At 68.8% G+C, this 20,593-nt stretch carries 23 protein-coding genes and 2 pseudogenes; 14 read left to right on the forward strand and 11 right to left on the reverse strand.

Annotation, left to right across the window (positions count from 1 at the left end; translation table 11 throughout):
• Positions 1-60: 60 nt before the first annotated feature.
• A pseudogene (locus tag DMH01_RS16355) lies at positions 61-405 on the forward strand (FCD domain-containing protein); the annotation flags it as partial.
• Positions 406-460: 55 nt separating this feature from the next.
• Here DMH01_RS16355 and DMH01_RS16360 read toward each other — a convergent pair.
• A complete protein-coding gene (locus DMH01_RS16360; protein WP_199745513.1) occupies positions 461-1,567 on the reverse strand; it encodes an epoxide hydrolase family protein in 1,107 nt (368 codons plus the stop codon).
• Positions 1,568-1,659: 92 nt separating this feature from the next.
• On the opposite strand from DMH01_RS16360, the gene DMH01_RS16365 reads away from it, so the two are divergent.
• Positions 1,660-2,118: a MarR family winged helix-turn-helix transcriptional regulator gene (locus DMH01_RS16365; RefSeq protein WP_125677637.1), complete on the forward strand. Its 459-nt coding sequence runs from the start codon at positions 1,660-1,662 to the stop codon at positions 2,116-2,118.
• On the opposite strand, the gene DMH01_RS16370 is transcribed toward DMH01_RS16365, so the two are convergent.
• Positions 2,115-2,990, reverse strand: coding sequence for a LysR substrate-binding domain-containing protein (locus DMH01_RS16370; protein ID WP_125677639.1), 876 nt, complete (start codon positions 2,988-2,990; stop codon positions 2,115-2,117). The genes DMH01_RS16365 and DMH01_RS16370 overlap by 4 nt on opposite strands.
• A 50-nt stretch (positions 2,991-3,040) precedes the next feature.
• Positions 3,041-3,796, reverse strand: a complete 756-nt coding sequence (locus DMH01_RS16375) for an SDR family oxidoreductase (RefSeq protein ID WP_125677641.1) — start codon at positions 3,794-3,796, stop codon at positions 3,041-3,043.
• Between the two features lie 151 nt (positions 3,797-3,947).
• Here DMH01_RS16375 and DMH01_RS16380 point away from each other — a divergent pair, with 151 nt between their 5' ends.
• Entirely contained in the window at positions 3,948-5,168 is a 1,221-nt protein-coding gene (locus DMH01_RS16380) for a hypothetical protein (RefSeq protein WP_233621553.1), read from the forward strand.
• Here DMH01_RS16380 and DMH01_RS16385 read toward each other — a convergent pair.
• On the reverse strand, positions 5,165-5,677 hold the full coding sequence (locus DMH01_RS16385; protein WP_125677645.1) for a CGNR zinc finger domain-containing protein: 513 nt from the start codon (positions 5,675-5,677) through the stop codon (positions 5,165-5,167). The two genes, DMH01_RS16380 and DMH01_RS16385, sit on opposite strands and share 4 nt — an antisense overlap.
• A 25-nt stretch (positions 5,678-5,702) precedes the next feature.
• On the opposite strand from DMH01_RS16385, the gene DMH01_RS16390 reads away from it, so the two are divergent.
• Complete coding sequence (locus DMH01_RS16390; RefSeq protein WP_125677647.1) at positions 5,703-5,891, forward strand: hypothetical protein; 189 nt, start codon at positions 5,703-5,705, stop codon at positions 5,889-5,891.
• On the opposite strand, the gene DMH01_RS16395 is transcribed toward DMH01_RS16390, so the two are convergent.
• The 3 genes from DMH01_RS16395 to DMH01_RS16405 form a co-directional block, all read right to left on the reverse strand.
• A complete protein-coding gene (locus DMH01_RS16395; RefSeq protein WP_158633236.1) occupies positions 5,882-7,006 on the reverse strand; it encodes a tyrosine-type recombinase/integrase in 1,125 nt (374 codons plus the stop codon). The genes DMH01_RS16390 and DMH01_RS16395 overlap by 10 nt on opposite strands.
• 215 nt (positions 7,007-7,221) lie before the next feature.
• On the reverse strand, positions 7,222-7,650 hold the full coding sequence (locus DMH01_RS16400) for a nucleoside deaminase (RefSeq protein ID WP_125677651.1): 429 nt from the start codon (positions 7,648-7,650) through the stop codon (positions 7,222-7,224).
• Positions 7,647-8,516 (reverse strand): LLM class flavin-dependent oxidoreductase, encoded by an 870-nt coding sequence (locus tag DMH01_RS16405; protein ID WP_125677653.1) that lies wholly within the window; start codon positions 8,514-8,516, stop codon positions 7,647-7,649. The genes DMH01_RS16400 and DMH01_RS16405 overlap by 4 nt, the downstream gene beginning before the upstream one ends.
• Positions 8,517-8,609: 93 nt before the next feature.
• Between DMH01_RS16405 and DMH01_RS16410 the strand changes: the two genes are divergently transcribed.
• Complete coding sequence (locus tag DMH01_RS16410; protein WP_125677656.1) at positions 8,610-9,056, forward strand: Lrp/AsnC family transcriptional regulator; 447 nt, start codon at positions 8,610-8,612, stop codon at positions 9,054-9,056.
• Between the two features lie 24 nt (positions 9,057-9,080).
• Here DMH01_RS16410 and DMH01_RS16415 read toward each other — a convergent pair whose 3' ends face one another.
• Together DMH01_RS16415 and rox are read right to left on the reverse strand one after the other, a co-directional pair.
• Positions 9,081-9,470, reverse strand: coding sequence for a VOC family protein (locus DMH01_RS16415; protein WP_125677658.1), 390 nt, complete (start codon positions 9,468-9,470; stop codon positions 9,081-9,083).
• 68 nt (positions 9,471-9,538) lie between these two features.
• Positions 9,539-10,966, reverse strand: a complete 1,428-nt coding sequence (rox, locus tag DMH01_RS16420) for a rifampin monooxygenase (protein WP_125677660.1) — start codon at positions 10,964-10,966, stop codon at positions 9,539-9,541.
• Positions 10,967-11,181: 215 nt separating this feature from the next.
• Between rox and DMH01_RS16425 the strand changes: the two genes are divergently transcribed.
• Positions 11,182-11,856, forward strand: coding sequence for a TetR/AcrR family transcriptional regulator (locus DMH01_RS16425; protein ID WP_125677662.1), 675 nt, complete (start codon positions 11,182-11,184; stop codon positions 11,854-11,856).
• A complete protein-coding gene (locus tag DMH01_RS16430) occupies positions 11,853-12,986 on the forward strand; it encodes an NAD(P)/FAD-dependent oxidoreductase (RefSeq protein WP_125677664.1) in 1,134 nt (377 codons plus the stop codon). Before DMH01_RS16425 ends, DMH01_RS16430 begins: the two co-directional genes overlap by 4 nt.
• Here the strand turns inward: DMH01_RS16430 and DMH01_RS16435 are convergent.
• Positions 12,977-13,567, reverse strand: a complete 591-nt coding sequence (locus tag DMH01_RS16435) for an ABATE domain-containing protein (protein ID WP_125677666.1) — start codon at positions 13,565-13,567, stop codon at positions 12,977-12,979. The genes DMH01_RS16430 and DMH01_RS16435 overlap by 10 nt on opposite strands.
• Positions 13,568-13,664: 97 nt before the next feature.
• Between DMH01_RS16435 and DMH01_RS16440 the strand changes: the two genes are divergently transcribed.
• The 3 genes from DMH01_RS16440 to DMH01_RS16450 are packed head-to-tail and all read left to right on the forward strand — an operon-like array spanning position 13,665 to position 15,509.
• A complete protein-coding gene (locus tag DMH01_RS16440; protein WP_125677668.1) occupies positions 13,665-14,438 on the forward strand; it encodes an MBL fold metallo-hydrolase in 774 nt (257 codons plus the stop codon).
• 46 nt (positions 14,439-14,484) lie between these two features.
• Positions 14,485-15,228, forward strand: coding sequence for a dienelactone hydrolase family protein (locus DMH01_RS16445; RefSeq protein ID WP_125677670.1), 744 nt, complete (start codon positions 14,485-14,487; stop codon positions 15,226-15,228).
• On the forward strand, positions 15,225-15,509 hold the full coding sequence (locus DMH01_RS16450; RefSeq protein ID WP_125677672.1) for a hypothetical protein: 285 nt from the start codon (positions 15,225-15,227) through the stop codon (positions 15,507-15,509). Before DMH01_RS16445 ends, DMH01_RS16450 begins: the two co-directional genes overlap by 4 nt.
• 4 nt (positions 15,510-15,513) lie before the next feature.
• Here the strand turns inward: DMH01_RS16450 and DMH01_RS16455 are convergent, their stop codons facing one another.
• Entirely contained in the window at positions 15,514-16,656 is a 1,143-nt protein-coding gene (locus DMH01_RS16455; protein WP_125677674.1) for an epoxide hydrolase family protein, read from the reverse strand.
• A gap of 79 nt (positions 16,657-16,735) precedes the next feature.
• Here DMH01_RS16455 and DMH01_RS16460 point away from each other — a divergent pair, with 79 nt between their 5' ends.
• The 4 genes and pseudogenes from DMH01_RS16460 (at position 16,736) to DMH01_RS16475 (ending at position 20,589) form a co-directional block, all read left to right on the forward strand.
• Positions 16,736-17,296 carry an ABATE domain-containing protein gene (locus DMH01_RS16460; protein WP_125677676.1) on the forward strand — a complete coding sequence of 187 codons (561 nt, stop codon included), beginning with the start codon at positions 16,736-16,738 and terminating at the stop codon, positions 17,294-17,296.
• Between the two features lie 11 nt (positions 17,297-17,307).
• Positions 17,308-17,999 (forward strand): annotated as a pseudogene (locus DMH01_RS16465) (methyltransferase domain-containing protein).
• 128 nt (positions 18,000-18,127) lie between these two features.
• A complete protein-coding gene (locus tag DMH01_RS16470) occupies positions 18,128-19,318 on the forward strand; it encodes a DUF6236 family protein (RefSeq protein WP_125677678.1) in 1,191 nt (396 codons plus the stop codon).
• Positions 19,319-19,683: 365 nt separating this feature from the next.
• On the forward strand, positions 19,684-20,589 hold the full coding sequence (locus DMH01_RS16475; RefSeq protein WP_125677680.1) for a glycoside hydrolase family 6 protein: 906 nt from the start codon (positions 19,684-19,686) through the stop codon (positions 20,587-20,589).
• Positions 20,590-20,593 lie beyond the last annotated feature (4 nt).

The raw sequence follows: 20,593 nt of genomic DNA on the forward strand, positions 1-20,593 counted from the left end.
CGTTCACGCGAGGGTCCGTGGTGCGCCGTCGGTGACGAGGCCGGCGTCGACGACCTCGCGCGGGCGGCCACGTCGCCCGACACGGCGGCCTTCAGCGCGTATTGGACGATCGATGAGCGGTTCCACCTGCTCATCGCCGCGCAAGCGGACAACCCGTTCCTGGAGAAGGCCTACCGGTCACTCGGGGGCCAGGTGCAGAGGTTCCGGTTCTTCGCCAAGCTCGGCTCCGCCGGGGGAGCGCCCGGGTTGGCGGCGGAAGAGCACCGCGTCGTCTACGACGCCTTGGTGGCGGGGGAGGCCGACCAAGCGGCCACGGCGATGCGCCGGCATATCGAGAACGCGAAGCAGCGTGTCCTGGAAGACCGGAGAACGGTCGAGGCGGCGGACATCCTGGCGCATCGCTGATCATTCAAGATGTATAACGACCTATACATTCGGGCGAAGTTCAAAAAACTTCAGCTTAAACAGAGAAAAACGGCTTCGAGCCAAGCAGCCCGAGGAAGAAGTCGCGGATGTCCTCGGCGAGCAGGTCCGGGACTTCCATCGCGGCGAAGTGGCCACCGTGTTCGAATTCCGACCAGTGCCTGATGTCGTACAGGCGCTCGGCCAGTGGTCGCACTGACTGCGTGATGTCATACGGAAGCACCGCGACGCCGAGCGGTGCCCGGCAAGGGGTGTTTCCTCTTCCTGCGTCGTGGTGGAGACGCGCGGACGAGGCCGCGGTCGCGGTCAGCCAGTACAGCGAGATGTCGGTGAGCATCCGGTCGTCGCTGACCGGAGTGCGTGGATCCGTCCACTGCGCGAAGCGCTCGGCGATCCAGGCCAGCTGGCCGACCGGCGAGTCGGTCAACGCGTAGCCGATGGTCTGCGGGGTCGCCGCCTGCAGAGCCTGATACGGCGGGCGATTCGCCATCAGTCGCTTCACCTTCTCCAGCCGGGCTTCGTCCTCTTCGGACAGTTCGAGGCCGGCGTCCGGATCCGGGCGGGTCGGCAGGTAGTTCACATGTACCCCGACGACGTGCTCCGGTGCCGCGGCGCCGAGTGCCGTTGAGATCCCCGAGCCGAAGTCGCCACCTTGTGCGCCGTAGCGCTCGTATCCGAGGCGGCGCATCAGCTCGGCCCAGGCCTGGGCGATCCGCTCGGCGCTCCACCCTCGTTCGTGGGTCGGGCCGGAGAAACCGTAGCCGGGAATCGAGGGGATCACCAGGTGAAAGTCGGGGGAGAGCGGCTCGATCAGGTCGAGAAACTCCAGGAACGATCCGGGCCAGCCGTGGGTGAGGACGAGTGCGATCGCGTCCGGGTTCGCCGACCGGACGTGGACGAAGTGGATGTTCTGGCCGTCGATTTCGGTGGTGAAGTGCGGAAGCTTGTTGAGTTCGGCTTCGTGGGCGCGCCAGTCGTACCCGGTTCGCCAGTATTCGGCGAGTTCTTTGAGGCGGGCGAGCGGGAATCCGTAGTCCAGGCCCGCGTCGGCGACCTCGTTGGGCCAGCGGGTGCGGGCCAGCCGGTCGGCGAGGTCGTCGAGATCGGTCTGGGGGATGTCGATGTGGAAAGGCTTGATCGTCACGTGGGCTCCGCGAATCGTTCGGTTGCTAAACGTTTGGTGGCCTAACGATATCGGAATCGTTCGGGTGCCCAACGATTCGTTAGACTCGTCACATGCAGAACTCCTCTCAGGAGCCGCACGGCGGTTGGCGGAAGCTGCCCAGCTGGTTGCTCACGCAGACGGCGAGCCATGCGCATCGCCTGGTGACCGACGGGTTCTCCGCCGCCGACGCCCGCGGCTACCACTACCGCGTGCTGGCGACGCTGGACGAGTTCGGGCCCGCCAGTCAGGCGATGCTGGGCCGTCGGAGCGGCATCCACGTGAGCGAGATGGTCGCGACGATCAACGAACTCGCCGAGCGTGAGCTGGTCGAGCGTGCCCCGGATCCGGCCGATCGGCGGCGCAACGTCATCTCACTGACCACCGCGGGCAAACGGCAGTTGCGACGGCTGGAGAAACAGCTGGCCGAACGGCAGGACGAGCTTCTGGCGCCGCTTTCGGCCGACGAGCGGAAGCGGTTCACCGAGCTGCTGGCGAAGCTCTTGGATCACCACGACCGGCGCGGTGCCTAAAAGCCCTGGGCCGACGCGAGAAACGCCTGGCGTGCGTCGGAAGTGCTGTGCTGCGGCCAAAGGGCTTGCAGCGGGACGTGTACGGCAGGTCGCAGTTCCCTGACGTGGACGGCGCCGCCTGCCGCCGGTCCGGGTGGCGCGGTCACGAACGCGACGCTTTCGGTGTCGATGACCGCGGTGACCGGTGGCGTTCCCTGGATGGGGTTGCGGCGCACCTGGGGTTCGAATCCCGCGTCGCGGCAGAGGTTGACGAGCAGATCGGTGTATCCGGACCGGCCGGGGTGCCCCCAGACGGTGATCTCCTCGCCGTCAAGGTCGGTCAAGGCGAGGTACTCACGTTCGGCGAGCCGGTGTCCGGCGGCGACCGCGACGTTGAGCCGCTGCCGGATCAGGGTGGTCCCGACCAGGCCGTGCGCGAGGGTCAGCGCGCGGCCGAGGCCGAGGTCCAGTTGCCCGCCGAGCAGTTGTGCGACGAGTTCGTCGGGGTAGCGCTGGTTGACGTCGATGATCAGGCCGGGGTCGGTCTGGTGTCTGCGCAGCAGTGCGGTGACCTCGTCGCCGGTGACGGCGGGGGTGTGGCCGACGCGGAGTCGTTCCGGTTCGCTGCGACCGATGCGCCTGGCGCGCCGGACGGCGGAGTCGGCGATGCCGTGCAGGAGGTGGGCGTCGGCGATCAGTGCCTGTCCGGCGGGGAGCACGGTGACTCCGGTGGCGCTCCGCTCGAGCAGGGGGACGCCGACTTCCCGCTCGAGCGTGCGCACCGAGGTCGACAGCGCCTGCTGGCTCAGGTGCAGCCGGGTCGCCGCGCGGGTGAAGCTGCCTTCTTCGGCGACGGCGATGAGGTGGTTCAGCTTGTACAGGTCCAGGCCCACCCCGGGGTTCCCCTTCGTGTCCGGCTACGGCGTCTCGGCCAGCGTAAGGGTCAGCGGGTGGTGTAGCCGCCGTTGGGGAACATCGTCTGGCCGGTGAACCAGGCGCCGTCGGTGGCCAGGAACCGGATGATCGGCACGATGTCCTCGATCTTCGTGAGTCGTCCGCCCATGGCCTGGGACTTGTGGAATTCGACCCGCTCGGGTGTTTCCTGCGGGTAGAAGAACGGGGTGTCCATCGGGCCGGGCGCGACGACGTTGACCGAGATGCCGCGGTCGGCGAACTCCTTGGCGGCGGCCCTGGTGAAGTGTTCCAGTGGGGCTTTGCCGCCGGCGTAGGTGGAGTAGCCGTCGGTGAAGGCCGCCAGCAGGGAGGTGCCGAGGCTGATGATCTTGCCGTTGTCGGAAAGGCGTCGTCCGGCTTCCTGGATGAAGAAGTAGGCGGCCTTGGCGTTGACCGCGAACATGCGGTCGTAGTCCTCTTCGGTGGTTTCGAGGATCGGCTTGCGCAGGACCATGCCGGTGGTGTTGATCGCGATGTCGGCCCGGCCGAAGGTGTCGATGGCGGTGTCGAAGAGGCGGCGGACGTCGGCGACCGTGGTGAGGTCGCCCTGGACGGCGATGGCTTCGGAGCCCGCGCCGCGGACGGCTTCGACGGTCTTGTCGGCGTCGGCCGCGGAGGCGTCTCCGTGGTAGTGGACGACGATCTTGGCGCCGGCTTCGCCGAGGGTGGTGGAGAGGAGTCCGCCGAGGTTCTTCGCGCCGCCGGCGATGATCGCGACGGTGTCCTTGAGGTTCTGTTCGCTCATGACTTCGAACGTAGGAGCCGGGGGCGGTGGCTGGGAAACACAAGATCGAGGTGGGGTCACAAGCCTGGTTTGTGGCCTTTCCCACCTGCGCGGAGCCGGGAATCTTCGGGACCGAACGGCGAGCTGACTCCGCATTGTGGACACTCTGAGCGTGCTCCGAGAAGTCGACGACCTTGATCAGCCCGCCGCTCCCGAAAAGGCGCCCCGGCAGGGGCGTCCGGCGCGTGTGTTCGAGAGAGCGCTCGACAGACTGGCGTCGTCGCCTTATCCGCGGGCGATCCTGCTGTATCTCGTGATCCGGACGGCGAGTGTCCAGCTGCTCGATCTGCTGGCCGCCCGGCGTGGTGCCACGTTGACCGATCGGCTGACGGCGTGGGACGGGCAGTGGTATCTGCGGCTGGCGGTGCACGGGTACGCGGATCTGCCGGGGACCCTGGACGCGGCGCGGCAGCCGTATTCGGACGCGCCGATGGCGTTCTTCCCGTTGTATCCGAAGCTCGTCGGCGCGGTGATGTGGCTCGGGCCGGATGTGGTGATGGCGGCGTTGACGGTGTCGGTGCTGGCCGGTCTGGTGCTGGCGTGCGGGTTGATCCGGATCGGGCGGGCGGTTTCGCCGGAGCGGGGTGACCGGACCGGGCTGCTGCTGGTGGCGTTGTGGGCCGGGGCGCCGATGGCGATCGTGTTCTCGATGGCTTACACGGAAGCGGTGTTCTGCGCGTTCGCGGTGTGGTCGCTGGTGGGTGTGCTGGAGCGGCGCTGGATGCTGGCGGGTCTGTGCGCTTTCGCGGCCGGGTTGTCGAGGTCGACGGCGGTGGTGCTGGTCGCGGTGGTCGTGGTGGCGGCGTTGGTCGCGGTCTTCCGGCGTGCCGAGGAGCGTTGGTGGGCGTTGGCGGGTGCGATGGTGGCTCCGCTGGGGGTCGCCGGGTATCTGGGGTTCGTCGCGTACCGGACGGGCAGCTGGACCGGCTGGCAGGACATCGAGTTGCGGGGCTGGAACACCGAGTTCGACTTCGGTGCGGAGACCATGGATTCGGTGGTGGCGCGGTTGACCGGGGACGAGTCGGTGTTCAGCACGCTGACGGTGTTGCTGCTGCTGGGCGCGGTGGCGCTGGTGCTGGTGGCGGCGTTCCTCCGGGTGCCGTGGCCGTTGACGCTGTACGGGGCCGGGGTGCTGTTGCTGGCGATCGGCACGCGGGGGTTGCCGGATGCGAAGATCCGGTTCATCCTGCCCGCTTTCCCGGTGCTGGTGCCGATCGCGATCGGGTTGTCGAAGCGGCGGACGGTGACGGCGGTGGCGGCCGCGGTGGCGTGGGTGGTGCTGGGTGCGTGGTTCTCGGCGCACGCGCTGACGGCGTGGCGGTACGCGATCTAGGACGCTTGCCGGTTCCGGTGGTCGGCGACGTGGACCCTGGTCGCGCAGCGGGTGGAACAGAATCGGCGGCGTCCGTTGCGGGAGACGTCGACGTAGACCGTTTCGCAGCCTTCGCGTGAGCAGACGCCGAAGCGGTCCGGGGCGTCGCAGACGAGGTGTGCGAGCCCGCCCGCGGTGTAGGCCCGGACCCGGGACGCGGTGCCGGCTTCGGCGTCGACGTAGTGCAGGTGGGGCGCCTTGCCGTCGTGGGTGGAGATGTAGGGCTTGGACGCGGAATCGTGGAGCAGCGCGTTGACCAGGTCGACGCGGGTGGCCGGGTCGGCTTCGAAGACGTCCCGGAGTCTCTTGGTCCAGGCGATGATCTCGGTCGATTCGTGGTCCTTCACGGCGGCGACGGTCATGCGGTCGCGGAAGATCGTGGTCAGCGTGGCCGGGTCGGCGGCGTCGCCGAGGTTGACCAGGTCGGCGGCGATCTGTGCCGCCGCGCCGCCGTAAGGGTTGAAGTGCATTGACTCATTACAGCACGATCGGGGCATGGAAGCGAACAAGTGCCCGCGGTGCGGGTGGCCGCTGGCCGAACTGCCTGGAAGCGCGACGACGTCCCAGCGGGTCTCCCAGGGGAGGCTGGAGTACGTCCGGTGTCTGTGCGGGAGCTGGCTCGCGCGGGTCGACGGTGTGGTGATCGGGGCGACGAAGTCCCAGCTGGGGCAGGCTCAGCTCTGACGGTGCCGCGCGTCGGCGAGCAGTTGCGCGAGCGCGTGCACGGGTGAGGTCTCCAGCTTGTGGCGATGCGCGTCATAGCGGTCGCGGGTGGTGCGGATGTCGGCGTGTCCCAGGAGGTCCTGGACTTTCTGGACCGGGACGTCGTTGGCCAGCAACAGGGTTCCGGTGGTGCGCCGCGCGGTGTGCGGGGAGATGGTGTTCGCTTCGGGGAGTCCGGCGGCGCGGGCCTGTGCCCGCAGCAGGAACCAGACATCCCGTTGCGCCAGCGGTTTCCCGCCGGATTTGGTGCTGTCGTAGCGGTGGGGCATGGTCGCGAGCAGCGGGCCGGTCAGCTCGTCGGGGCGGACGCCGGTGCGTGCGGCGCGCAGTTCGAGGTAGCGGCGCAGCGGGTGCTGCGCGGCGGGGACGAGCGGGACGAAGTCGCGGTGGCCGCCTTTGGCGGTGTAGCGCAGGATTGTGTGCCCGGCGTCGGTGTCGAGGTCCTGCACGGTCGCGGTGGTGAGGCCGGAGACGCGCAGGCCGGTGTAGAACAGGATCGCGACCACCGCGGCGTCACGCCAGGACGGTTCGGTGTCGTTCGCGCGGGCCCGCTTCTCCATGTGGTTCAGCAGTTTCGCCGTCGACTCGCCGCCGAGCGCTGGCAGCGGCGGGGTCTTGCCGGTCTTGGGCCGGTTGACCGCGGAGACCGGGTTGCGGTCGGCGATGTCGTTGGACTGCAGGTACCGGTACCAGCTGGAGATGCCGGCGAGGGTCCGCGCGACGGTGGAGTCCGCGGCGGGCCGGGGCAGGCCGTCCTTGCCGGTGACGGTGAGGGTGTTCTTCCAGGCGTCGACGTCGGCGCGGCGCGCCACGAGCGGGTCGAGCCCGGTGCGGGCGCACCAGCCGAGCCAGGCCGACAGGTCGGCGTAGTAGGCGCGGCGGGTGTGATCGGTCTTGTCGGTCTCGAGCCAGAGCGTGGTGATGTGCCGGATCGCGTACCGGTCGAGCGGGTCGGCCGGGGGAAGCGCGGGCAGCAGCGCGACGGCTTCGGCGAGGATCTGCCGCCGGTTCTCGGGCCTGGTTTCCGGAAGCCGGGACGGCGGTTCCGGCGCGGTGGGCACGAGTTCGGCGGACATCGTGATCATCCTAGCGACGGGACCGCGCCCCTCGTGAGCGGCAAGGGTGGATTCGGGCTACGGCTGATCCCCCTGGCCTTCACACCTTCCCCAGTACATGAAGGCCCCCATCCTTGCGCCTGAGTACAGGAAGGGGTCCTTCATGTACTCAGGCGAGCACGGGACACAGGTACCGAGCCGGTCGAGTAAAGGAGGGATCTAACCGTCTTTATCGCTCACGAGGTGTAGTAGCCCTCCACGGGGACGCGGGCCTCGTCGTACAACGCCGGTCCCTCCAGCCGAACGGGCGGCGTGGTGACGGGCGGCTTGAGCGCGGTGACCTGTTCGCCGGAGAGGGCGAACACGACCCGGCCCAGGCCGGAGCGTTCGATGGCGCCCTGGCACATCCCGCACGGCTGGCAGCTGGTGTACATGGTGGTCTTCGCGGCGACGGCGGGTTCGAGTTCGCGGGCGGCCCACACGGCGAGTTTCAGTTCCGGGTGCAGGCTGATGTCCGATTGCGACACCGAGGTGTTGTGGTCTTCGGCCAGCACCGTGCCGTCGGCGCCGACGAGCAGCGAGCCGAAGGGCGGGTCGCCGTCCTTGCGGGATTTCGCGGCCAGTTCGATGGCGCGGCGGAGGAACTTCTCGTCTTCTTCGGTCATCGTCGGTCCTGTTCGGTTCGGTAGCGGCCCAGTTCCCAGTGTGCGGCCACGGTCGCCAGTGCCTGCCAGGCGGCTTCCGGGCGGAGGGTCTCGTCGGGGTCGCCGGAGAACGGGTCGAGCACGACCGTCTCGGCGCCGAGGTTCCGGAGGTGGTCGAGGTCGTCGACGATCTGCTCGATCGTGCCTTCCCCGGCGGGACGATCGGGTCCGGTGACCGGGTGTTCGGTGACGTTGAGCAGGATCCGCGGGGCGAACGCGGGGACCGGCCGATCGTGGGCGTCGGCGATGGTCTTGACCCTGGTGAGCGCTTCGGTGAGCCAGGGAAGGGTGGCCCGCAGCGGGTGCCAGGCGTCCCCGAGCCGGACGGCGCGGCGGATCCCGGCGTCGCTGTTGCCGCCGACCCAGATCGGGATGTCGCCGGCGCGGTAGTCGGCGTCGTCGGCCCACGCCTTCCGCACGGCGTCGAGATGGCCGTCGGTCAGCCGTCCCCGGTGCTCGAACGGGACGTCGAGCGCTTCGAACTCCTGACGGGCCCAGCCCGAGGCGACGCCGAGGACGAGCCGTCCGCCGCTGAGCTGGTTCAGGTTCGCGGCCATGCGGGCGATGAGCAGTGGATGCCGGTACGGGACGATGAGCACGGTGGTGCCCAGCCGGATCCGGTCCGTCACGCCGGCGAGCCACGACAGCGTCGTGAACGGTTCGTAGAACGGCGCCGGGTACTGCTCGGCGACGTCGGGGGTGATGGCGACGTGGTCGGACACCATCAGCAGGTCGTAGCCGAGGCCTTCGACCGTGGTGGCCCAGCCGCGGAGGATCCCGGGGTCGGTCCCCGGTCCGAAATTCGGGACGTTGACACCTATTCGCACAGGTCAAGGCTATCGGCGACGCCCGAATCCCGGGAAGGGATCTTTCCCGGCGTATGGCCGTTCCCGCCGTGGATCTGCCGGTATTCTCCCCGGATGGCCGAGATTCTCGACGCGACGGACTGGGCGATCCTGGTCGAGCTCCAGAAGGACGGGCGCCTTCCGCTCACCGAGCTGGGGAAGCGGGTCAGCTTGAGCGCGTCGGCGACGACGGAACGGGTCAAGCGGCTGGAGTCGGCCGGGGTGATCACCGGTTATCGCGCCGAGGTCGATCTGGAGAAGGCCGGGTACGTGGTGCTCGCGGTGGTGCGCTTGAAGTACCCGGGCAGCAAGCACGCGCCGTTGCACAAGCTCCTGGCCGAGCGGACCGAGATCCTCGAATGCCTCCGCACGACCGGTGACGACTGCTATTCGCTGAAGATCGCGGCTCCGTCGATGGGACGGCTGGAGGAGATCGTCAACGAGCTCGCGCTCTTCGGCAGCACGAACACCAACATCGTCTACAACCAGACGTTGCCGTACCGGGGGCCGCAGGGCCCGTGACCACGCCGGCCACGGGCCCCGGTGTCAGCTTTGGCCCGCGTTCTCCCAGAGCCCCATGACGTTGCCTTCCGGGTCCTTGAAGTAGGCGGCGAAACCCATGTCGCCGACCGCGGTCCGGCCGACGAGGGTCGCGCCGCCCTGCTTCTCGATGACCGCGAGCGTGTCGTCGATGCCGTCGACGTCGAGCACGATCACCGGGCCCGGCGCGGGGCTGAGTTCCTTGGCCAGCATCCCGCCGTTGATGAACCCAGGCTCCGCGGGCATGCCGGTCTCGGCGGTCGGCCCCGAAGCGACCATCGTGTAGTCCATCCCCGGCATCGTGTCGGCCTTCCAGCCGAAGACCTCCCGGTAGAAGCCGCGTGCGCGCTCGCCGTCCTCGAACGGAATCTCGAAGTGCACCACCCGTCCGGCCATGGTCATCAACTCCTGTCGTGGCAGCGGTTTCGGAACGCCCTCAGCCAATAGCCGCCGCCTCCGGCGCGCTAGAGGACTTCGCCCTCTCCGAACCACCGTCGCAAGGCACCGACGAGCTCGTGCCGGTCTTCGCCCGCCCACGCCACGTGACCGTCCGGCCGCAGCAGGACGGCCGGGACATCCAGGTCCTCGCTGACGTCGACGACGTGATCGACCCGGTCCGACCAGCCCTGAACCGACAGCGCACCGGTCTGGTCGAGCAGCAGACCGCGGCCGCCGCGGGTCAGCCCGTAAAGATGTCCCTGCTTGAGGTCCAGGTCCCGCATCCGGCGACCGAGAAGCTCATGCCCTTCGCCGAAGTCGTAGCGGATCGCGGTCGCGGTGATCTTCTCGGTCAGGAACCGGCTCACGTCCTCGAACTCCATGAGTTCCGCCACCAGCCGCCGGACCGCCTGGGAGCCCGGATCGAGTGACATCAGCTGCATCTGCGCACGGGTGTTGTCCAGCACCGCGGCGGCCACCGGATGCCGTTCGGTGTGGTAGGTGTCCAGCAGGTCCTCCGGCGCCCAGCCGTTGACCGCGGCGGCCAGTTTCCAGCCGAGGTTGAAGGCGTCCTGGACGCCGAGGTTGAGCCCCTGCCCGCCGACCGGTGGATGGATGTGCGCCGCGTCGCCTGCCAGGAAGACGCGTCCGTCCCGGTAGCGCTCGGCCAGGCGGGTGGCGTCGCCGAAGCGGGAGAGCCAGCGCGGTGAGTGCACGCCGAAATCGCTGCCCGCGACGGCTTTGAGCTGTCGTTTGACCTCGTCGAAGGTCGGCGGGATCCGCGGGTCTTCGGCCAGGCCTTCGGCGGGTACGCCGACCCGGTACACCCCGTCGCCGATGGGGGAGAGGCCGAAGCGCAGCTGGGTCTTGCGGACTTCGGTCATCACGGCGAGCACGGTTTCCCAGTCCTCGGTCAATTCCATCTCGCCCAGCAGGGTCTCGGCGGTGGCGGGTTCCCCGGGGAAGCCGATCCCGAGGAGTTTGCGCACCGTGCTGCGCCCGCCGTCGCAGCCGACGAGGTATCGCGAGCGCAGTTTCGTGCCGTCGGCCAGTTCGACGTCCACCCCGTCCTCGTCCTGGCTCAGGCCGACCAGTTCGCGGCCACGCCGGATCTCGACGCCCACCTCGGCGGCGTGGTCGATCAGCAGCCGGTCGGTGACGGTCTGCGGGATGCCGAGGATGTAGGCGTGCGCGCTGTCCAGCGGCGGCGCCGATTTCTGGATACCCGCGAAGGAGCCGCCGACCGGGTACTTCGTTCCGTTCTCGAGGAATCGCTCCAGCAGGCCACGCTGGTCCATCACCTCGATGCTGCGCGCGTGCAGCCCCATGGAGCGGACGACCTTCGTCTGTTCCAGGTCCTTCTCCACGACGACCACATGGACGCCGTGCAGCCGCAGTTCGGCGCCCAGCATCATGCCGGTCGGTCCGCCGCCCGCGATGATCACGTCGATCAAGAGTTCCCCCGTTTGTCGAGCTCATGCCGGTACGGCGGGGGATTCTGCGGCATGACCGGGGTCTTGCCGCAAGCCCCCTGGTGCGCTATATGTTGAAAGTGGCAGGGAGAGTCGATCTCTCTGCCGTTGTCATTTCACCCTCCTGTTCATGAAGCGAAGCAGCTGCGACCCATGCCGAACATGTTCGTCACGAACATGTTCGGTATGATGAAGGCATGGCACCCGAGAAGAGCCGCCGGGAACGACCGGCCAAACCCGCGCTGACCCGTGACGGCATCGTCGCCGCGGCGGTCGCGATCCTGCGCGAAGAGGGCCTCCGGAAGGTCACGATGCGCCGTCTGGCACAGGAACTCGACACCGGCGCGGCCTCGCTCTACGTCTACGTCCGCAACACCGCCGAGCTGCACGCGGCGATCCTCGACGAACTCCTCGGCACGATCCCCTCACCGTCCTCCGACGGCGACTGGCGGGATCGGCTCGAACGGCTGCTCACGGCCTACACCGCGACGCTGCTCGAATACCCCGGCCTCGCCCTGTCCGCGCTGGTGGCCCGCCCGAGCGGCGAGAACTACCTCGCGCTGTGCGAAAACCTGCTCGCCCTCCTCGCCGAGGGCGACGTGGCACCCGAGCGGCGCGCGTGGGGAATCGACATCCTCCTGCAGCACGCGACGGCGACCGCGGCCGAGCATGCCGACGAGGAGTCGCCGGAGGAGTGGGACGCGCTGGCCCGCGCCGTGCGCGACGCCGACGAGACGACCCACCCCCAGATCGCCGCCCACGCGGCCGACCTGCTCACCGGAGCACCCGAGCAGCGGATGTCGTGGGGACTGCGGGTACTGATCACCGGGATCACCCACACCGGGCTCCCCGCCGAAAGGAACCAGGCATGACCACACACCACCCCATCGCGATCATCGGCGCCGGACTCGGCGGGCTCACCTCGGCCCGAGTCCTCCACGTCAACGGCATCGAGGCAGCGGTCTTCGATCTCGACGCCTCGCCGTCCGCGCGCACGCAGGGCGGAATGCTCGACATCCACGTGGACTCCGGGCAGGAGGCATTGCGGGCCGCCGGCCTCCACGACGAATTCCGGGCGATCGTGCATCCCGGCGGCGAGGCCCTGCGCATCCTCGACCGGCACGCGATCGTGCATCACGAGGAGATCGACGAAGGCGACGGCGGACGCCCGGAAGTGGCCCGGGGCGATCTGCGCGACCTGCTGCTCGGTTCCCTGCCCGAAGGCACCGTGCGCTGGGGCGCCAAGGTCACCGGCGCGCACCCGCTCGGCGGCGGCAGGCACGAAGTCGTCCTGGCCGACGGCACGAAGTTCACCACGGACCTGCTGATCGGCGCCGACGGCGCGTGGTCCAAAGTCCGGCCTCTGGTGTCCTCCGCCGCACCGGCCTACGAAGGCGTCTCCTTCGTCGAAGTGCACCTGAACGACGCCGAGACCCGCCATCCCGCGAGCGCGGCGCTCGTCGGCGGCGGCATGTTCTTCGCCCTCGGTGCGGGCAAAGGGTTTCTGGCGCATCACGACACCGCCGGCAGCCTCCACGTCTACGTCGCGCTGAAGACCGCCGAAGACTGGATCTCCACCGTCGACTTCAGCGACACCGCCGCCGCGAAAGCGGCCGTCCTGGACCACTTCGACGGATGGGACGCGGGACTACGCGCACTGGTCACCGACGCAGACGGCGAGCTGATCCCGCGGCCGATCCACGCGCTGCCGATCGGTCACCGCTGGGACCGTGTCCCCGGTGTCACCCTGCTCGGGGACGCCGCCCACCTGATGTCACCGTTCGCCGGAGAGGGCGCCAACCTCGCGATGCTCGACGGCGCCGAACTCGGTCTCGCGCTCGCCGCGAATCCCGGCGATGTCGAAGCCGCCCTCTGCACGTACGAGGCTGCGCTGTTCCCGCGAAGTGAGGCGTCGGCGGCCGAATCCGCCGAGAGCCTCGTCCTCTGCTTCGCCGAAGACTCCCCGAAGCCTTTGCTGGACCAGTTCGCGTCCTACCGCTGACCGGCCGGCTGCGCACGCCTGGCATAGGCGCGGGCCGCGCGAGCCCGGTCGCCGCAACGCACCGAACACCACTGGCGCCGCCCGTTGCGCAGGAAGAACCGCGTGCACGGCGGCGACCCGCAGGCGGCGATCCGCTCCGCGTCCGGACCGGTCAACAGGTCCGCGGCGTTGGCGGCGAGCGTCGCCAACGCGTGCTCGACGATCTGGGTGATCGGATGCGACGCGGTGCGGTACAGCCCACGGGCGGGGTCCCAGTGCAGGAGTTCCGCGGTGGGCGCCTTGCTCAGCGCCTCGTTGACGGCGTTGAGGGCGCTTTGCGGAGCCGGATCCGAGCACGACCTCGACGCGAGCAGCACCCGCACCTGCTCGCGCAACGACCGGACCAGGCCCGCGCACATCTCCTGCAATCCGGCGTCGACCGGGGCGAGCCCCTGCTCGGCGAGCCACTGCGTCGCGGCGGCCGGGGTGCCGAGCACATCGGTGAACTGGCCGCCGGGCAACGCGATCGTGGTGTTGGCGAGCGCCAGCGCGACGTACTGCTCGGCGCCCGGGGCCGGGGGAAGGGCAGCGGTGTCGTCCACGGGCTCATCGTAGATCCTCACGGACGTTGTTGCACTCTTCCGTGAGAACTGACTAGTGTTCTCACGGAAGACGACATAAGTATCCGTGAGGAGAACGATGCACCAGCTCGGCGAACAGCTCTCGGTCCAGGTCTCCGGCGGCCCGACCGCCGTGATCGACTACGGCGGCCTGCGGTTCCTGACCGACCCGACCTTCGACGAGCCCGGCCACTACGGGCGGCCCGACGGGAAACCCGGCCTCACCAAGACCGCGCCGGCCTCGCTGAAGCCCGCGGACCTCGGCCACATCGACGCCGTCCTGCTCTCCCACGACGAGCACCCCGACAACCTCGACCACTCCGGCCGGCAGCTGCTGGCGGACGTCCCCCTGACCCTCACCACGCCCAGCGGCGCGGGCAGGCTGGGCGGCACCGCGAAAGGGCTGGCGACCTGGGAGACGGTCGACCTCGACCGGCCCGGCGGGGGAGTCGTGACCGTGACCGCCGCGCCCGCGCTCCACGGGCCGGAAGGTTCGGAGAAGGTCACCGGCGACGTCGTCGGATTCGTGCTCACCGGCCAAGGTCTGCCGACGGTCTACGTCAGCGGCGACAACGCCTCGCTCGACGCCGTCCGGCAGGTCGCCGACCGGTTCGGCCCGGTCGACACCGCCGTGCTCTTCGCCGGGGCTCCGCGGCTGAAGCCGGTCTTCGACGGCGCCCTGCTCGTCCTCGACAGCGCTCTGGCCGCCGAGGCGACGCGGATTCTCGGCGCCCGCACGGTCGTCCCCGTGCACATCGACAGCTGGGAGCACTTCACCGAAGGCCGCGACGACCTGGTGGCCGCGTTCACCGCGGCCGGACTGGCCGATCGGCTGCGCCTGGGCCGAGCTTGATCGTCTACGTTCGGAGGCACACCGACGAGACAGAGGGAGCACCGCCATTCCCGCCACCACGCTGAGCATTCCCACTCCGGACGGCCGGTCCGACGCCTTCGCCGCCTTCCCCGACGGCGGCGGAACGTATCCGGGTGTCCTCATGTACCCGGACGCGTTCGGGCCTCGCCCCGCCCTGTGGGGCATGGCCCGCGAACTGGCGGGACACGGCTACTACGTACTCGTCCCGAACGTCTTCCACCGGCACCGCCCGGCACCCGTGTTCGATCTGCCCGAGCACATCACCACCGAAAACCGTCCCGCGCTCTTCGGCCAGATCATGCCGCTCATCGAAGCGCACACCGCCGAACGCGCGCTGGGCGACGCCGCCGCGTACCTCGACTTCCTCACCGCCCAGCGCGAGGTTCGCGGCGGACCGATCGCCACGATCGGCTACTGCATGGGCGCCGTCCTCGCGATGCGCACCGCGACGGCCCACCCCGATCGAGTCGCCGCCGTCGCCGGGTTCCACCCAGGAGCCCTGGTCACCGACCAGCCCGACAGCCCGCACCGGCGGATCCCTGGCCTCACCGCGGAAGTTCATCTCGGACTCGCCGAGAACGACATGACACCCGAGGCCATCACCGAGATCAGTCAGGCGTTCGACGCCGCCGGCGTGGGCTACAGCTGCGAGATCTATCCCGGCACCGTCCACGGCTTCACCATGGCCGACACAGACGCCTTCGACGAGGCCGGATCGCGGCGCCACTGGGAACGACTGCTCGCCCTCCTCGAGAGCACGCTGGAATGACCTGGCCCGAGAAGGACACCCGTCGAGTCTCGCTCCGGAACGGGCAGTCGTTCCTCTGGCACCTTGATGCCGACTGGGAAACGACAACGCGCGCGATCCGCGTCAAGGAAGACGGCACAGACGGCCAGATTCTCGTTCTCGACCCCTACCACCACGCCTTCCTGCCCACACAGACACAGGTCCGCCGCGCCATTCATGACGCCTTCCGCGCCGGCTGGCAGCCCGCCACGCGACGACCGCCGCTCGAGATGCGCTTCGACGGCGAACGCTTCGTTCCCTGAGACCTCAACGACCCGCCGCGGCCAGTACCGCCGCGAGGCCTTCCCGCAGGTCCTCGACGAAATATCCGGGAACCTCCAGCGACGGGAAGTGGCCACCGGATTCGGGAGACCGCCACCGGACGATCCGCCGGTACCGCTCCTGCGCCCAAGGACGCGGGCACTTCTCGATGTCGCGCGGATACATGGTGATCGCCGACGGGACGTCGACCCGGAGCCCGGGATCCAGCGAGTCGTGGCTTTCGTAGTAGATGCGGGCCGCCGACGCGCCGGTCCGCGTCAGCCAGTACAGGGTCACGTCGTCGAGAACGCGGTCCCGGGAGATCGTCTCGAACGGACTGTCTTCGGTGTCCGACCACTCGGCGAACTTGTCAAGAATCCAGGCGAGCAACCCGACCGGTGAATCGACGAGGGAGTAACCGATGGTCTGCGGCCGGGTCGCCTGCTGTTTCGCGTACGCAGCGCGACGGCCCCAGAAATCACGGGTCTGCTCGGCCCACTCGCGCTCGGCCGCCGTCAGCCCGTCCATGGACGATCCGGGCGGGCCCTGCGCGAACGTCGAGTGGATTCCGAGTACGTGCTCCGGAAACCTGCCGCCGAGCACCGTGGTGATGTTGCCTCCCCAGTCGCCGCCGTGGGCCAGGAACTTGTCGTAGCCGAGCCTCCCCATCAGCTCCACCCAGGCGGCCGCGATCTTCTCGGTGCCCCATCCGGTGGTGGCAGGTTTGTCGCTGGAGCCGAATCCCGGCAACGACGGGGCCACGACGTGGAACGCCCGCGCGTCCGCGTCCTTCGGATCCGCGAGTTCTTCGATCACGTCGACGAACTCGGCGACACTGCCCGGCCAGCCGTGGGTCAACACCAGGGGAGTGGCATCCGCGCGCGCGGATCGGCGGTGCAGGAAGTGAATGCCCAGGCCGTCGATGGTCGTGCGGAACTGGCCGATCCGGTCGAGACGCTCTTCGAACGACCGCCAGTCGTACCCCGTGCGCCAGTACTCCACGACGTCGACGAGGTCGGCAAGAGGAAAGCCCTGTTCCCATCTGGAGACCGTCTCGGCCTCGGGCAGCCGCGCCGCGGCCAAGCGCGCACGCAACTCCTCGAGGTCGGCGTCCGTCGCGCGGCTTTCGAATGCTTGCACCTCGTTCATGGAACCTCCGAGTCGTGGAACCTGCTAAGACGGTTCTAACAGTTTCGGCCGACGACTCGCAACCGGCTAAGGTGGTTCCATGCCTCCTGGGTTTCCCGACTTCCGCCTCGGCAGCGTGCTGGCGACCAGCTTCACCGCGACTCTGACGGAGCGTCATGGCGACGCCGTGGAGCGCATCCCCACGCCGCAACGGCTCGTCGACTGGCTGGCCGTGAACGGCCTCGACGTGGACTCCTGCACCACCGCCCAGCTCGACCTCGCACGTGAACTGAGGGAAGCGATCCACGCCGCCGCGACAGCGACCGCGCTCCAGGACGCGCTCCCCGCGTCCGCCGTCCAAGTCATCAACGAGTGCAGCGCCCGGGGACGGGCCACGGCCCTCCTGACACCCGAGGGTGATCGGCGATGGCGGGTTTCCGGCGTGGAAGACGCCCTCGGCGTGATCGCCGCCGACGCGATCAGCCTCATCGCGGGCGAACGGGACGGGAAATTCGCCTTGTGCGCGTCACCGACCTGCCAGGCCGCCTTCTTCGACGCCAGCCAAAGCCGCACCCGCAGATGGTGCGACATGAACACCTGCGGGAATCGCCAGAAGAAGGCTCGGTTCAACCAGCGCAGGAACCCAGGATCGACTCGGTGAAAGGCATCGTGATGGAGAACGATTACGACGGCTTCGCCGAGGCGTACGCGGCTGAAACCGAGGACAGCCTGCTCAACGCCTACTACACGCGGCCCGCGATCCTGAACCTCGCGGGGGACGTGACCGGCAGGCGGATCCTCGACGCCGGCTGCGGCGCAGGCCCCCTGTTCGAGGCACTGCGGGAGCGGGGCGCCATCGTGACCGGTTTCGACGCCAGCGCCAAGATGCTGGAACTGGCCCGGAAACGACTCGGAGACGACGCGGCCCTCCAGGTCGCCGACATCGGCGCCCCGCTGCCTTTCCCCGACGACGCATTCGATGACGTCGTCGCGGCTCTCGTCCTGCACTACCTCGAAGACTGGACCGCCCCGCTGGCCGAGATCCGGCGCGTGCTGAAACCGGGCGGCAGGCTGATCATGGCCGTCAACCACCCGCTCCTGTTCAAACTGGTCCATCCCGACTCTGACTACTTCAAGATCGCCAAGTGGTCCGACGAGTACTCCTTCAACGGCCGGAAAGCCGTGCTGACGTACTGGCATCGGCCCCTGCACGCGATGACCGACGCGTTCACCGCGGCGGGCTTCCGGACCGCCGTCATCAGCGAGCCCCCCCGGCACCGGGCGCGCATGAGCGCTTCCCCGAGGAACTCGCGGGCAAGACCGCCTTCTTGAGCTTCCTGTTCTTCGTCCTCGAGGCCGTCTAGGGCTGGATGTTCGGCGGATTCCGCCGGACCGGAGTCGGCTGCGCTACCGTCGCATTGTCCGCTGCCGGCTCCGCAGGGGTCGGCAGCGGTGGCGGCGGTGGTCCTGACCCGACACTGTGGGGGTAGACGTGGAGCCGGTCGGCCTGTACTACCCGTACTTCCATGTGCGGGACGATGGGTGGCTCAAGCGAGCAGCCCTGTACCTGCCGGGTCTTGCCCGCGTGCACCCGCCCGGTCACTCCTTCCACGACTCCGAGACGGCCCAGGTACTCCGTGACGAGCTGGGGTTCTTCACAGACATCGACCCGGCCCGATACGCCGACGAGGTGGCCCAGAAGCTGAAGGGGGTCATGCAGCGGGAGGAGGCCCAGCTCTTTCCTCGCTACGGCTTCCCGTCCGAGATGCTGAGCGAGAGGTCACGCAAAGGCGTAAGACACCTGGAGCCGTTCGGTTGGCTCCACCGCTCACAGCTGGGTACCAGCGCTCCAGGGATTTGGTGGGGCACCTTCAGGAACTTCGTGGTGAGGTCCCGGGATGAGGTCCCGATCGGGACCTACACGGACGAGAACTCCGTTGGCGACTGGATCGGGCTCCACCCGCATCTTGTGTCGGTCTACACCCGAGCGCTCGTTGACCGGATCGCCCACGCCAACGCCCTTGTGCCCGTGACCGACGACCCCATGCTCTTCGCGCTGCCTGGCTGGACTGCCACGGACTTCGAGGAGGCACTTCTGGGCCCTTCCGCCCCAGGGCCGGAGCCTGGCTGCTGGTGGCTGCCGAATAAACAGACCGGACGCGCCCGCCCGGTCCAACCCGCCACAGGCCCGGCGGCCGGCCTGTACGCCACCGCTGCGGTGCAGGCCGTGCTTCCCCATGCCATCGACGACATCCCGGCCAAGGACATCGTCAGGGCACGGTTGCGGCTCTCCGACGAGTTCGAAGCGTTCCGTGTTCACCTGGATGAGCTCGGATCCCAATTCGCCGCCCTCGACCAAGTCACCGACCCGGCAGTGGTTCAGGCCCGGATCGCCGCCATGGCAGACCGCAACTTGAGGCGGCCTCTGAAGGACCTCACACGAGGGCTTCGCTCCTTGCGCCTGAAACCCATCCGTGAAGTCATCGGCCTCAGATCGCTGGAACTGCCGGCGCTTGCCGCCCTCGGTGCCCACACCATGAACCTCTCCCCGCTTTTTGCGGCGGGCGGTGCCGTGGCCGTCCAGCTGGTGGCCTCCACCCGAGCAGCTCGTGCGGCAGCTGCCGATCAGCGCCGCAGCGCTACCGGCTACCTGCTGGGGCTCAGGCGGGAACTCAAGCTGTAAGGCACTGCCGGGGCTACGCCGAATGGTCCGTAGGCGACCGCGCACCCGAAGACGACTTCGCCACGAGCGCGTCTCTGGGCTGACCTGGTCGATATGTCCTGACCAGGCAAAACGCTCTCAGTTGGCCGCTGAGCGCCGAACTCTCTCCGTCTGAGGTCTTCATACCGACGCGTCTCGTCTTCGACGCGCGCGTTTTCCCGCTTCCGCACCGCCCATTTCCGGGCACTCAGTCATAAGGGGCATTATCACGGTGCATCAATCGGAGTTAGGTTTCGCGCATGTAGTGCGCGAAACAAGATACGAGTATCGCGTAAGCGGACAAAACGGACTGGCGATCTGGTGAGTACGAGTGAAAGATGAGGACGATGGGGAAGGACAACGTCGGCGGGTGCCGCGGCCGTCAGTTGGCGCTCGTCGTCCTGGTCGCCTTTGTCTCGGCGTGCGGGCCGGAGGGGAATGCGATCGACCCGCCCGTCGTCGCGGCGCCGTTTCCCTTGCTCGGCTCTGCGGGCGGCTTCTACGTTGACGAGGACAACCCGGCCGCTGTCTGGGCGCGCTCGGCGCCGCCCGGGCCCGAAGCCGACGTCATTCGCGACCAGATCGCCTCACGTCCGGCCGCTCAGGTCGTTCGCGCACCAGACCAGGTGAAACAGATCGTCGCCCGGGCTGCCGGCACCAACACGATGCCGATCCTCCTGGTGGACCCGAAGCAGGCGGAAGGGTGCGGGACGAGCCACCGCGCGTGGCTCGACGGGATCGCGGCCGGTATCGGGGAGGCGCCCGCCTTGGTGGTGATCCGAACGGACGAGGGGTGTTCGACCGCGGCCGCGAAGATCCTCGGCGCGCTCGATCGGACCATCGTCCTGCTCGATGTCTCCGATTCGCCCTCACCGGCGGCCGCCGCGGAGAAGATCGCCTCGACGGGGCGGGACGTGGACGGGTTCGCGGTCAACGTTCGTGGCTACGCCGACGAGACCACCGCGACCGCGAACGCGGGCGCCATCCGGCACCAGCTACTAGCCGCCACAGGCAGGAACGACTACTTCATGGTGGCCGACAGCAGCCGCGGCGGAGCACCGACCGCCGGGGACTGCAATCCGGCCGACGCCCGTGTGGGACAGAACCAGGTCCTGAGGCCCGAGCGCGACAAGCTGCACCTGCTTTGGCTCACCACTCCAGGCGTCTCCGACGGACCGTGCGGAGAGGCTCCCGCCAGTCGTGCCGGTGAGTTCGTCCCGGCTCTCGCTTACGTGCTCGCGAAGCGCCCCTGATCTC

Source organism: Amycolatopsis sp. WAC 04182, from assembly GCF_003947465.1.
Lineage (GTDB): Bacteria > Actinomycetota > Actinomycetes > Mycobacteriales > Pseudonocardiaceae > Amycolatopsis.

Bases quoted from the DNA above. Each gene is read 5' to 3' on its own strand.
- DMH01_RS16365 (WP_125677637.1), top strand. From the start codon at position 1,660: ATGCAGAACTCCTCTCAGGAGCCGCACGGCGGTTGGCGGAAGCTGCCC.
- DMH01_RS16375 (WP_125677641.1), bottom strand. From the start codon at position 3,796: ATGAGCGAACAGAACCTCAAGGACACCGTCGCGATCATCGCCGGCGGC.
- DMH01_RS16385 (WP_125677645.1), bottom strand. From the start codon at position 5,677: ATGCACTTCAACCCTTACGGCGGCGCGGCGGCACAGATCGCCGCCGAC.
- DMH01_RS16390 (WP_125677647.1), top strand. From the start codon at position 5,703: ATGGAAGCGAACAAGTGCCCGCGGTGCGGGTGGCCGCTGGCCGAACTG.
- DMH01_RS16395 (WP_158633236.1), bottom strand. From the start codon at position 7,006: ATGTCCGCCGAACTCGTGCCCACCGCGCCGGAACCGCCGTCCCGGCTT.
- DMH01_RS16400 (WP_125677651.1), bottom strand. From the start codon at position 7,650: ATGACCGAAGAAGACGAGAAGTTCCTCCGCCGCGCCATCGAACTGGCC.
- DMH01_RS16410 (WP_125677656.1), top strand. From the start codon at position 8,610: ATGGCCGAGATTCTCGACGCGACGGACTGGGCGATCCTGGTCGAGCTC.
- DMH01_RS16415 (WP_125677658.1), bottom strand. From the start codon at position 9,470: ATGGCCGGACGGGTGGTGCACTTCGAGATTCCGTTCGAGGACGGCGAG.
- DMH01_RS16425 (WP_125677662.1), top strand. From the start codon at position 11,182: ATGGCACCCGAGAAGAGCCGCCGGGAACGACCGGCCAAACCCGCGCTG.
- DMH01_RS16430 (WP_125677664.1), top strand. From the start codon at position 11,853: ATGACCACACACCACCCCATCGCGATCATCGGCGCCGGACTCGGCGGG.
- DMH01_RS16440 (WP_125677668.1), top strand. From the start codon at position 13,665: ATGCACCAGCTCGGCGAACAGCTCTCGGTCCAGGTCTCCGGCGGCCCG.
- DMH01_RS16450 (WP_125677672.1), top strand. From the start codon at position 15,225: ATGACCTGGCCCGAGAAGGACACCCGTCGAGTCTCGCTCCGGAACGGG.
- DMH01_RS16455 (WP_125677674.1), bottom strand. From the start codon at position 16,656: ATGAACGAGGTGCAAGCATTCGAAAGCCGCGCGACGGACGCCGACCTC.
- DMH01_RS16460 (WP_125677676.1), top strand. From the start codon at position 16,736: ATGCCTCCTGGGTTTCCCGACTTCCGCCTCGGCAGCGTGCTGGCGACC.
- DMH01_RS16475 (WP_125677680.1), top strand. From the start codon at position 19,684: ATGGGGAAGGACAACGTCGGCGGGTGCCGCGGCCGTCAGTTGGCGCTC.